The organism is Alteromonas salexigens (genome assembly GCF_025628895.1).
GTDB classification, from domain to species: domain Bacteria; phylum Pseudomonadota; class Gammaproteobacteria; order Enterobacterales; family Alteromonadaceae; genus Alteromonas; species Alteromonas salexigens.
This window is the reverse complement of sequence record NZ_JAOTJC010000006.1, coordinates 190733-203250: the sequence shown is the minus strand read 5'-3', so window position 1 is coordinate 203250 and position 12518 is coordinate 190733. Positions and strand designations below refer to the sequence as shown.

At 51.7% G+C, this 12518-nt stretch carries 9 protein-coding genes and 1 tRNA gene; 3 read left to right on the top strand and 7 right to left on the bottom strand.

What is annotated here, in order from left to right:
- Positions 1-12 precede the first annotated feature (12 nt).
- Positions 13-999: a phosphotransferase gene (locus OCL06_RS05010; RefSeq protein ID WP_262992647.1), complete on the top strand. Its 987-nt coding sequence runs from the start codon at positions 13-15 to the stop codon at positions 997-999.
- 50 nt (positions 1000-1049) lie between these two features.
- Here OCL06_RS05010 and OCL06_RS05005 read toward each other — a convergent pair whose 3' ends face one another.
- The 3 genes from OCL06_RS05005 to topA form a co-directional block, all read right to left on the bottom strand.
- Positions 1050-1421: a YidH family protein gene (locus OCL06_RS05005; protein WP_262992646.1), complete on the bottom strand. Its 372-nt coding sequence runs from the start codon at positions 1419-1421 to the stop codon at positions 1050-1052.
- 65 nt (positions 1422-1486) lie between these two features.
- Complete coding sequence (locus tag OCL06_RS05000) at positions 1487-2035, bottom strand: DUF2058 domain-containing protein (RefSeq protein WP_262992645.1); 549 nt, start codon at positions 2033-2035, stop codon at positions 1487-1489.
- Positions 2036-2041: 6 nt separating this feature from the next.
- Positions 2042-4708: a type I DNA topoisomerase gene (topA, locus tag OCL06_RS04995; protein WP_262992644.1), complete on the bottom strand. Its 2667-nt coding sequence runs from the start codon at positions 4706-4708 to the stop codon at positions 2042-2044.
- A 359-nt stretch (positions 4709-5067) separates the two neighbouring features.
- Here topA and astB point away from each other — a divergent pair, with 359 nt between their 5' ends.
- A complete protein-coding gene (gene astB / locus OCL06_RS04990) occupies positions 5068-6408 on the top strand; it encodes an N-succinylarginine dihydrolase (protein WP_262992643.1) in 1341 nt (446 codons plus the stop codon).
- A 165-nt stretch (positions 6409-6573) separates the two neighbouring features.
- Here astB and OCL06_RS04985 read toward each other — a convergent pair whose 3' ends face one another.
- Positions 6574-8868: an Ig-like domain-containing protein gene (locus OCL06_RS04985; RefSeq protein WP_262992642.1), complete on the bottom strand. Its 2295-nt coding sequence runs from the start codon at positions 8866-8868 to the stop codon at positions 6574-6576.
- A 118-nt stretch (positions 8869-8986) separates the two neighbouring features.
- Here OCL06_RS04985 and OCL06_RS04980 point away from each other — a divergent pair, with 118 nt between their 5' ends.
- Complete coding sequence (locus tag OCL06_RS04980) at positions 8987-10333, top strand: dicarboxylate/amino acid:cation symporter (protein ID WP_262992641.1); 1347 nt, start codon at positions 8987-8989, stop codon at positions 10331-10333.
- Positions 10334-10346: 13 nt separating this feature from the next.
- On the opposite strand, the gene OCL06_RS04975 is transcribed toward OCL06_RS04980, so the two are convergent.
- The 3 genes from OCL06_RS04975 to OCL06_RS04965 all read right to left on the bottom strand — a co-directional run bounded on the left by OCL06_RS04975 (position 10347) and on the right by OCL06_RS04965 (position 12517).
- The gene (locus tag OCL06_RS04975; RefSeq protein WP_262992640.1) at positions 10347-11582 is read right to left on the bottom strand and encodes a lipoprotein-releasing ABC transporter permease subunit; all 1236 of its coding nucleotides are present in this window, start codon (positions 11580-11582) and stop codon (positions 10347-10349) included.
- The gene (gene lolD / locus OCL06_RS04970; RefSeq protein WP_262993109.1) at positions 11579-12277 is read right to left on the bottom strand and encodes a lipoprotein-releasing ABC transporter ATP-binding protein LolD; all 699 of its coding nucleotides are present in this window, start codon (positions 12275-12277) and stop codon (positions 11579-11581) included. Before lolD ends, OCL06_RS04975 begins: the two co-directional genes overlap by 4 nt.
- Before the next feature lie 163 nt (positions 12278-12440).
- Positions 12441-12517, bottom strand: a tRNA-Asp gene (locus OCL06_RS04965).
- Position 12518: the final 1 nt, after the last annotated feature.

Genomic DNA, 12518 nt, shown 5'->3' with positions numbered 1-12518 from the left:
AGGAAAATGCAGATGAATCCCGACTGGCTGTCCTGGGTTGCTGAAACCTTAAACGATCCGGATATTCAGCATATTAGCGAAATCCAGCCGCTGTGGAGCGGTTACGGGACCTGCGTCCGGTTTTACTCGCCGGTCAACCGTCGCCCGTTGGTGGCTAAAGTGGTTATGCCTGCCACCACGGCAGCGCATCCTAAAGGCTGGCAGTCTGCCCATAGCCATCAGCGCAAGCTACATTCGTTTGCAGTGGAAACGGCCTTTTACACGGACATACAGCCCTCATTACCCGCAGCCTGCGCCACTCCTCCATTGGTTGCCCATGAGCGCCGGGGCGAACACTTCCTGCTGGTGATGGAGGATTTGGCTGCATGTGGCTATACCTCTGTGCCACGCACACTCTCCGTCGCGCAATGTCACACCGTACTGAAATGGCTAGCAGAATTCCATGCGCACGGGCTGGGTTCCTCCGCCGCAAAATTATGGAAGCGAGGTACTTACTGGCATCTCGCCACCCGTGAGGCAGAATGGCATGCCATGGCTGAGGGGCCGCTCAAGCAGTATGCTCGGGAGATCGCCGATGCTCTCCACCAGTGTAAGTGGCAAACCCTGTTACACGGCGATGCAAAAGTAGCGAACTTTTGTTTTACCCCCGGCATGGACGACTGCGCGGCGATTGATTTTCAGTATTGTGGCGGTGGCGTAGGCACACAGGACGTGGCCTATTTTCTGGGCAGCGCATTATCGGAAGCTGATTTACTGGAACATACAGACGCATGTCTTGAGGTGTACTTTACCCATCTTGACGCGGCAATGACACCCAAAATACCGGCTGCAGAACGTCAGGCGTTATACGATGAATGGCAACAAGCGTACTCAATGGCCTGTGCTGACTTTTACCGGTTTCTGGCCGGCTGGAGTCCACAACACAAGAAAATAAACCGGGATTTAAAACGCCATACCCACCAGGCTCTTCGTTATTTAACCACGCAGTCACACAGTTGAAATGACGCTTCAGCGACGGGCGGCTTCAGATTATTTGCCGAGAAGCACTGTCACTGATGGAGGTGCAGCAATACCGCAGCCAGCGACAAGCCCAGTATCGCAACTATCACGTTGGCCAGCATGCCCCACCGTGGCCGGTAGCCAGGTGGTATTTCGTTATCATTAAGGGTGTTTAGTACACGGGAAAACTGCCATGCCGATACCATGGCGCACACGCCACCAAAGAGAATAAATAACAGCCCCAGAATGAAAGCAGGTGACAGCGTAACTAAGGCGCCCTGTTCTGGCTGTAAGACCTGCATCAGTAGTCCGGCACGTTCAACTACAAAGCCAAACGCAATCAAGCCTAAACTTGTGCGGTTCCAGGCCAGCAGCGTACGTTCCGCGGCGAATAATACTCTGGGATCCTGTAGGTCTGACATACTCGCTTATCTCTGTCGGACAATGGGCGCCGCAAGAGGCTCACGGCGCTAACATTCAAAATGTGTTACCAGGTCAGGTCATCCGGGATCTGATAGTCGGCATACCAGTCATCTTCTTCTGATGCAGCCTGATCTTCACTGGCCGTATCGGCCCGGTAAATCACTGAGTCTGCGTCGCGCTGAGCAATTTTTTCTGCCACAGGCGTCGGCACCAATTCGTAGCCGCCTTCAAAGCTGACCACCGTCAGACGGCCCTGCGTTACCAGCTTGTGTACTGCGTCGGTGACATACATACGCTTGACGACATTATCGTGAGTAAAGTTAAGCACCGTGTCCCCCCGCCCTTTTGACTGACGGTTGATGCTAATCAGTTGCTTAACCTGCGCGGCCACAGAACGCTTTTCAAGCTCTTGTTGCTTCGCTTCATTAAGTGCCCGGTCTCTGGCCTTTTTCTCTTCCGCAGCCTGTTGCGCAGCCAGGGTGGCCTCATCCACCACTTCGGCTTTATTTTTATTTTTCAGTTTCTGTTTCTTGCGCTTATCAGCACGGGCCTTTTTGGCAGACGATTTGTCTGCCAGCCCGGCTTTAAGCAATTGATCCTGTAGCGATGCCACTCTCAATCACCCTTTTTTCTTTGCCGTTGATTTCTTCGGTGCAGTTTTTTTCGCACTCTGCGCTACCCATTTGCCATTCTGGTACCAGGCAGACCAGCCACTCGCTTTGCCATTTTCATTTTCTGACATCACGTACTGTTGCTTGGTCTTACGACTGAACCGCACTATGGTCGGGTTGCCGTCTGGGTCCTGCTGCGGCGCATCAGCAAGATAATAGAATTTCGGCGAAATTCTATCCCTGAAGCGCGCAAGTTCTTCCACTTTCGGCGCACGAGTCTCCCGCGACTTAGGGAAGTTGTGGGCCGCAAGGAAAATACCGGAGGCACCATCCCGGAGTACAAAATGGGCGTCGGTTTTCTCACAAGGTAGCTCAGGTAAATCTACCGGGTCTTCTTTTGGTGGCGCGGGTTCGCCGTTACGAAGCAACTTACGGGTGTTTTTACACTCGTCATTGGAGCACCCGAAGTACTTACCAAAACGCCCGTTTTTCAGCTCCATGTCACTGCCGCACTTGTCGCATTCAATCACAGGACCGTCGTAGCCTTTAATTTTAAAGGTACCGGTTTCCACCAGAGTGCCCGGACAGGTTGGCGTGTTGCCGCAGACATGCAACTTGCGGGTTTCATCCACCAGATAGCTGTCCATCGCCGTGCTACAAATCTGACAACGCTTTTTGGCCCGTAATACTTCGGTTTCCAGTTCTTCGTCGTTATCCACTTTCACCACTTCATCGCCAGGGGTCAGATTCATGGTGTTGGTGCAACGCTCTTTCGGCGGCAGGTTATAACCTGAACAGCCTAGGAACACGCCGGTTGAAGCGGTTCTGATGTTCATCTCACGACCACACTTTTCACAGGTGATACCAGCCGGCACCGCAACGTTAGCGCGCATGCCACCTTCTTCGGTATCTTTTTCTGCAGTCAGTAATTTATTATAAAAATCACTGTAGAAGTCGTTCAGCACCTGTTTCCAGTCTTTATTGCCTTCGGCAATGTCATCGAGGTGCTGTTCCATGTTGGCGGTAAAATCGTAGCTCATCAGGTCGTCGAAGTTTTCCATCAACCTGTCGTTTACAATTTCACCCATTTTTTCAGCATAGAAGCGTTTATTATCCAGTCGCACATAGCCGCGATCCTGAATAGTGGAAATAATACTGGCGTAAGTAGACGGGCGGCCAATGCCGCGCTTTTCCAGCTCTTTTACCAGTGAAGCTTCATTGTAGCGGGCCACCGGCTTGGTGAAATGCTGTTTGGGATCCAGCGCTTTCAAATTAAGCACATCACCCTGCTTAACATCCGGCAGAGTCAGCTCTTCGTCGCCTTTCTTGCGCAGCTGAGGCTGCACACGAGTCCAGCCATCAAACTTCAGCACCCGGCCCTTGGCAGTCAGTTCATAATTTCCAGCGGCCACTTTAATGGTAGTGGCATCGTATTTAGCCGGGGTCATCTGACACGCCACGAACTGACGCCAAATCAGCTCGTATAAGCGCTGCGCGTCGCGTTCCATTTCCTTAAGGGAGTCTGCCTTAATCGCCACGTTTGACGGTCTGATAGCTTCGTGCGCTTCCTGTGCGCCCTCTTTGCTGCCATAGCGAAGGGGCGATGCAGGCAGGTAGGCGTTGCCGAAATTATCTTCAATATATTCCCGGCAGCTATCAAGCGCTTCCTGACTCAGGTTGGTTGAGTCAGTACGCATATAGGTAATATGCCCTGCTTCATACAGACGCTGCGCCATCATCATGGTTTTCTTTACACCAAAGCCAAGCCGCGTGCTCGCTGCCTGCTGCAGTGTAGAGGTGATGAAAGGTGCCGAAGGTCGGCTCTGGGTAGGCTTTGATTCCCGGCTTTCCACCTGATAACTGGCGCCTTTCAGCTCGCTCAGCGCAGTGTCGGTTTCGGCTTTATTTTTGGGTTTAAATGCTTTGCCCTGATGCTTATTTACCATCATGCGTAAGGCATTTTTCTGTTCGGTTGTCAGATCGGCATGGACGTCCCAGAACTCTTCCGGTACGAACGCTTTGATTTCACGCTCACGCTCAACCACCAGACGCACTGCCACCGACTGAACCCGTCCGGCTGACAAGCCTCGGGCAATCTTTTTCCATAACAGCGGCGACACCATGAAGCCCACTACCCGGTCAAGGAACCGGCGCGCCTGTTGCGCATTCACCCGGTGGGTATTCACTTCGCCGGGATGGGAAAACGCTTCCTGAATCGCATTTTTGGTAATTTCGTTAAACACTACCCGCTGATAGGTTTTTTCTTTGCCGCCCAAGAGCTCCTGCAGGTGCCAGGCTATTGCCTCCCCTTCGCGGTCCAAATCCGTTGCGAGATAAATAGTGTCAGCGTCTTTGGCCAGCTTTTTCAATTCATTAACAACTTTTTCTTTGCCTTGCAGCACCTGATAATGGGCTTTCCAGTTTTGCTCCGGATCTACGCCCATCCGGTCTACCAGTTTGTTGTATTCATGACGCCGCAGGTACGCTGACTTCTCTTCTTCGCTCAGCGTTTTCAATTCTTTTGCACTTTTCTTGGGCTCGACTTTACCCAGTGCTTTGGTCGGGAGATCGCGGACATGGCCTACCGAACTTTTTACGATAAAATCTTTGCCGAGATATTTATTTATCGTTTTCGCTTTGGCTGGCGACTCGACTATGACCAGTGATTTTGCCATATAATTGAACTAAACCTATTGATTTAAAACGATTTACTGCATCGTTTTGTGTGAGATACGAACGCTTTGATGTGGCCTTTGAGCGCCCGTGCTTTTTTAACATATATCTACAAAGTGAATGGAAAACAAGATCTTCTTAATAGTTATTCTGTCTTGCCTCCACCAGCGCCGGGAATTCTGCCTATAATTTAACCACCTTGATTGGCAAGCAATGGAAAACCCGTATAATGCCGCTCATTCGACGCTATTCTCAATCAGGCTAGCTCAGGAAACAAGGACTTATAGAGTCTGTTTTTTCATTCCTGAGTACCTGCAAGAAAAGGTAGCACATGCTACCGGTAACAGCACAGAGGGAAAGTATGAAGCAATACGAAGTGAATTTTGACGGTCTCGTGGGCCCTACCCACAATTACGCAGGACTTTCGTTTGGCAATGTTGCCTCACTCAGCAACGCCAATGCGGTCAGTAGTCCTAAGCAAGCCGCTAAGCAGGGCCTGGCAAAAATGAAGGCACTGTCAGACATGGGTATGCAACAAGGCGTTCTGGCCCCTCAGGAGCGCCCTGACCTCGCCACGCTTCGTCGCTTAGGCTTTACCGGTTCTGATGGCGCTGTGCTGGAAGCTGCGGCTAAACAGGCTCGTCAGGTGATGCTGGCCTGCTGTTCGGCCTCCAGTATGTGGACTGCCAATGCGGCCACTGTTTCACCCAGTGCAGACACCGCGGATGGGCGTGTTCACTTTACTCCGGCTAACCTGACCAACAAGTTTCACAGGTCGCTGGAACCAGCGGTGACAGGGCGCATCCTGAAAGCTACCTTTGATAACGACAAATACTTCGCACATCATAAGCATCTGCCTGATAACGAGCACTTTGGTGACGAAGGCGCGGCTAACCACACCCGCCTGTGTACCGATTACGGGCATGCCGGCCTTGAGTTGTTTGTTTATGGCCGACATGCCTTTGACAGCAGTAAGCCCGCACCCCGCAAATACCCTGCCCGTCAGACACTGGAAGCCAGCCAGGCCATTGCCCGCTTGCACGGACTGAGTGATGAGCAGGTGGTATATATTCAACAGAATCCCGATGTCATTGACCAGGGTGTGTTCCACAATGACGTCATTGCGGTTGGCAACCAGAATGTGTTGTTCTATCACGAGCAGGCATTTGCTGAAACTGAGGCGAAACTGGCTGAAATTCGCAACAAGTTCGGCGATCATCCGCTGCACTTCATTGAAGTGAAAACCTCCGAAGTATCCGTGCTGGATGCGGTGAAGACCTATCTGTTCAATACCCAGATAATCACCTTGCCTTCCGGTGACATGACAATTATTGCTCCGACTGAGTGTCAGGAAAATAAAGCGGTTAGCAGCTACCTGGACGCTCTGGCAGACAAGGGCACACCCATTAAGTCAGTTAATTACTTTGACGTTAAGCAGAGCATGCGGAACGGGGGCGGCCCGGCCTGTCTGCGACTGCGTGTCGCCCTAACAGAGCAGGAACTGGATGCAGTGAACCCGAATACACTGATTTCTGATGCACAGTTTGACCGCCTGAATAAGTGGATAGACAACAATTACCGGGATGAGCTTACTGAAAACGATCTGCGTGACCCGCTGTTGGTAACAGAATCGCGTACGGCATTGGATGAGCTGACCCAAATCCTGAAACTGGGATCAGTCTACCCGTTCCAGCGCGACTGACCGTTGCCCCCTTCAGTGAAACAAAAAAACCGGCATTGCCGGTTTTTTTTGGTTCATTGAAAGAGCGTTATCACCTTCACAGTCGACTACGTCTTTATCGCGCCTGATTGCTTACTTAGCTCCACAGAGGGGCGCAAAAAAGCCCGGCGAGCCGGGCTAAACGTATTAAAAAATATCGTTACAAGAATCACTAACGCCAAACGGGCTCGGCGGTGGCTGCTCAGCCTCATCATCCAGATCAGACGCAGCCGCACTCAATGTAAATATCGTCGACGCGCTGGCTTCACTACCCGTGGACTGCGCAAATACAGTAATTTCAGTATCATACCAAGGCGCGTAAGCTTTTGGATATCGCAATTCCAAAGTAGCCTGACCATTCTCATCGGTGACGTTACCGCCGGCAAACGACAGTGCACCTACGATACCAGGGGTCAGGAAACCATCGTTGTTATTATCTTCCCCCGCATTTAAGATACCGTCGGCATTAATATCCTCGTTGGTACACTCTGCAGTCAGGCCGGTGCGGACGGGGTCCACGTCATTATTGGTGATTACCCAGACTGTGCCGTTCCAAATCCAGAAACCTTTTCGGTACATGCCATTGTTAGCAAATTTGGTAGGCGTGGTAGAGGCTGTCAGTGACACCCCCTCAACCGGTTGACCGACCGAATCGGTCACAAATACCGCAAACTCTTTCAGGTAGGTGGCGTTGTCAGGGCTCAATACCACGTTACCGGTACCTATTGAAACATCAAATGCACGGTTGCCCACCGTGAGCGTCACTGTGTCACTGACTTCACTCATACCACTGACAGCCGCAGTCACTACAACTGCATCTTCGCTGGTAACCGAGCCCGAAGTAAATACTGTTGAAGCCACGCCGTTGCTGTCGGTGGTCGACTGCGACGGTGAAATAGTGCCGGTACTGGTGTCGTCCACGTTAAAGTTTACTACAGTATTTTTTACCAGGTTACCGTCGACGTCCCGCACAATAGCAGTGATGGTGCTGGTCTGGCCGTCTGGACCTATCAGATCCGGCGTGGCATCCGCCTGCATCACATGGGGTACAGTCGCCACAAACTCAATGTCTACGCGAGCGCTGACCTCATTGCCTTCATCGTCAATGCCCGTCGCCGTAATTGACGACTTCCCGGCATTCGTTGAACTGATCGTGAAACTGGCCTCACCATCGGCATTGGTCGTTCCCGTCGCCTGCCCATCGACTATGGTGCCGCGAGACGCACTGAATGTCACATCACCGTCTGCAAATGGACTACCGTCTTTACGCCAACTAACGGTCAGCGTTTCCTGTGTGTTCAGCGGGGTATCACCTGCCGGTATGGAAGAAAAGAAGAATTCATCTTCCTGTACAAAAATCTTGAAACCATCACCATCGGCATCACCGTACGCGTCACCCAACGCTGCTGCAGTAAGCGTATCGGTACCTGAGACAGTCCCGGTATACTTCACGCTCGCCTGGCCATTTGCAGAAGTGGTTACAGTAAGTGTGGCCGATGCTTCATCTGCTTCTGTTGATATATCGTCTAATAAACCGTTGTCTACCGCTAACTGAATGGACTGATTCGGTACAGCCACGCCATCGGAGTCCTGTACGCGTAAGGTCAAATCGACAGAGTCGTTGAGGATCACTGAAGCCGTCCCACCTTCGGTAGTGCCATTAATGGTCACATCCGTACCGAAAATTTCGATGTCGACCGTCTCGACAAACGTACCGGTTTGCGCGGTAACCGTTACAACCCGGTTTGTGGCATTGTTTAACGTCGTTAAGCGTGCCCTCGCCGTACCATCAGCGGTGGTGGTAGGCTGGGTCAGCTGCAGCTCAACGTCCGCCTGGTTGCTTACCGAAAAGCTTACTTCCACGCCTTCCATAAGCACACTTTGTTCATTTTTCACCAGTGCAATCAGTTCGACGTCATCAGAACCACTGGAAGCCAGCTGCACAGCGCTGGCGAAGAGTTGTAGTGTTGCCGGCTGAACACTGCCGCCACCACTGCCACTGGATGAGAAGGTGGTGCTGCCCTCTTCACCAGACGGAATAGTAGCCGTGACCGCGCCGTCACCGGCCAGGGCGCCCACGGTCATGCCGATGGTTGCCACACCGCTGGCGTTGGTACGGGCGGTACCGGTGTCATTTGAAAACGAGGCCAGGCTGTCATTACTCAGTGAGAACGTCACTAAGGTATCACCGACTGCGTCGCCGTCAGAGTTGGTTACGGTAGCAGTGAGTGTCAGTGGGTTGTCGATGGTCAGGTCACTGTCAGCGTTGCCATCACTGTCAGCCAATGACAGGCTGATGCTGATAGTCGGTTCAGGGGGAGTACCACCGCCGTCGCCGTCATCACCATCATTACCATCCCTGGAAACCGAACCACCTCCTCCGCAGGCAATAAGTACAAATAGTGTGCTGAGTAGCGTCAGCGACTTCAATAATGCTCGCATGGTTGTCTTCCTGGACCTCTTTTAATGACAATTGGGTCGTTTACACGTTTAAAATAAGCAAGAATCTGGCAAACTACACGGGCAATTCAGAATAATAAAATATGCTCAGGGAACATACATGTCTCAAAATGCACACAAATATAGCCTTACCACCAGAATATTTATCGGCATGGTCGCCGGAATCATTATCGGCGCACTGCTTCAATTGCTGTTTGATGATAGCGGAGATTTCACCTTTTCGATATTTGGTTTCTCCTTCTCAACGTATGGCATTCTGGTAGAAGGTATATTTTCCACTCTCGGCCAGATATTCATTGCCAGCTTAAAAATGCTGGTCGTGCCACTGGTTTTCGTTTCATTGATCTGTGGTACCAGCAGCCTAACCGAGCCCAGTAAACTCGGGCGTTTAGGCGCCAAATCGGTAGGCTTATATATTGTCACTACCGGCATCGCAGTGTCACTGGCGATTAGTCTGGGTTTGCTGGTTTCACCCGGCGAAAACCTCAACTTAAGTACTGAAAATGAATACGTAGCGAACACACCGCCCAGTCTGTCTGAGGTGTTCGTAAACATGTTCCCCACCAACCCGATTAACTCGATGGCCGAAGGAAATATGCTGCAAATCATCGTATTTGCGGTTCTGTTCGGTATCGCGATGGCGATGACGGGAGAAGCGGGTAAACGCATCAGTGCCTTCTTTGAAGATATTAATACCGTCATCATGAAGCTGGTTACCATCATTATGAACCTGGCGCCATACGGCGTGTTCGTGTTGATGGCAAAGCTGTTTGCCACTATTGGCGTGGATACGATCTTCAGTCTGGCGAAATATTTCGGCTTAGTGCTGGCAGTGCTGGTGATCCACGGTCTGGTCACCTACTCCGTGTTATTGAAACTGTTGACCGGTCTGAACCCGATGATTTTATTTATGAAAATGCGGGAAGCTGCCCTGTTTGCATTCAGTACCTCGAGCAGCAGTGCCACGCTGCCGGTGACCATGGAAACCGCCCGCAACAAGCTTGGCGTGGGTAATTCAGTGTCTTCGTTTACACTGCCGTTGGGCGCCACCATTAATATGGATGGTACAGCTATTATGCAGGGTGTCGCGACGGTATTTATCGCGCAGGTGTATGCGGTAGACCTGAGTATGGCCGATTACCTGATGGTGGTACTGACTGCGACCCTGGCATCGGTGGGTACAGCGGGCGTCCCCGGTGTGGGCTTAATTATGCTGGCCATGGTATTGCAGCAGGTGAACCTGCCAGTAGAAGGTATTGCCTTGATTATTGGTGTTGACCGGTTACTGGATATGACACGCACAGCGGTGAATATTACCGGTGACTGTATGGTCTCGTGTGTGGTGGCCAAGAGTGAGAACGAGCTGGACGAGTCAGTTTATAATGATCCTGCGGCCGGCGAGAAGGAAGAAGACGTCGACCTGCAACACTTCGACCGCAATAGTTGATAGCGTTTACCGGTCAGCCATTCAATGCGCTGGCCGGTTTACTCTGTACCGCTTTATGAGCCGGATACAAGGTAGCAAGAATACACAGCACAAAGGCCACCGCCACGGTGATAATCACGTCACTGCCATGCAGTTCGGTAGGCAGAAAATCAATAAAGTAAATATCACCGGATAACACGCTTATCCCTAGCGCACCCTCCACTGCGGCGACAATGGCCGACAGGTTTGGCGCAACTACCAGCGCTGCCAGGGTACCAATCACAATTCCCGTCACCCCGTTTATCATGCCCTGCAATACAAATGCTGCACGAATGAGCCCGTCCGGAGCCCCCATAGTTTTCAGGATAGCGATGGCAGCCCGTTTTTCTCTTACTGCCATCACCAGCGTAGATACAATATTAAAGCAGGCCACGGCTATCACCAGGGTCAGCGCGATATAAACCACTACGCGCACCAGCTGAATATCGTTGTACAGATGCCCCTGGGTACGTGTCCAGTCCGACATAAACGCGGCCTGAGGGAAGGTATAGCCAATATCACGCATGGTCTGGTATGCAGAGAACGGGTCGGCCAGAGTAAAGCGCAGGCCCTGGGCGCCAGAGTCCACGTTCATTGCCGCAGACGCTTTGTTAAGGTGCATCATTCCCAGGTAGTTATCCATCTCACCGCCAATATTGAGCGTACCCGCTACAATGAGCGTCACAGACCGGGGTGCTTTGAACGACATGTCGTCGGTCATCGTGGGGATCAACACCTGCACCCGGTCCCCCGGGTTAATTTGCAACCGCTTAGCAATCCCCTTACCAAGCAACACCGCATCGGGGTGTGATACAAACGTTTGCCAGTGGTTATCCTGTACATGGGCACGCCAGCCGGGTGCGGTAGCGTCTTCAATTTGTAAGCCGGTAAGTTCTACGGCCTTGAGATCGCCCTTGAATTGCAGCATACCGGTAATTTTGGTGTAAGGCTCCACGGTCTTCACCCGCGGGTCCTGCAGCAACCGGTGTTGCTGTGCCTGCCAGTGGCGAATGCCCGTAGTTTCAGTGGCATAAATTTCCCCATGGGGGATCACGGATAAAATACGTTGGGTAAGCTCGCGCTCAAAACCATTCATCACGCTCAATAAGGTGATCAACACAAAGCAACCCAGACCAATCCCAACAGTTGAGGAAAACGAGATAAACGAAATAAAGCGGTTTTTCTGTTTGGCCTGACGGAAGCGTTGAGCCAGTTGCCAGGCCAGCATCATAATGCAGTTTCCTTCACCTGAGTTTCTGCCAAACGCCCATCCCGAATGGTGAGGGTGCGATCCATCTGGGCAGCCAGTGAGCGGTCATGGGTGACGACCACAAAGCATGTGCCCTGCTGTTCGCTGAGTGATTTCAGTAACGCATACACCTGCTCACCTGTGCGGTGATCCAAATTACCGGTAGGCTCATCTGCCAGCACAATACTGGGATTATTAACCAGCGCACGGGCAATCGCTACCCGCTGACGTTCTCCACCGGACAGCGCCGCTGGCTTGTGAGTTAAGCGGTGAGATAAGCCCACCTGATCAAGCTTTTCGGCCGCCCGGCGATTGGCCTCCGACGGCGAGGTGCCATTGATCAGCAAAGGCATAGCCACGTTTTCTAAAGCCGTGAATTCCGGTAGCAGATGGTGAAACTGATAGATAAAACCAATATCCTGGTTGCGCAGGGACGCGAGGGCTTTGGCTGACAGCGATAAAATTGGCTGACCATTGATGTGTACTTCACCGGTGTCGGCAGAGTCCAGCCCACCCAGGATATGCAGCAAGGTACTTTTACCCGAACCGGAACTCCCCAGTATAGCGATTTGTTCACCGGCATTTACTGAAAACGATACGTCCTGTAATACGGGCGTCGTTGTACTTTCTTCCTGGTAGGATTTACTGATCCCCTGGCATCTGATTACTGCATCCACGTCTGCGTGTACCTCTGATAAGCGATGAAGCAAATGGTATCCTGATAGACACGGGAATACCAACATCAATCGCAGCGAGAGAAAATCACAAAACAGAAGAATATCAAGGATATAATGATGGGGTAGATAAGCGCTGTAAAATAAGAAATTTTCACAGCGTTAGTGGCGGAGCGGACGGGACTCGAACCCGCGACCCCCGGCGTGACAGGCCGGTATTCTAACCAACTGAACTACCGCTCCG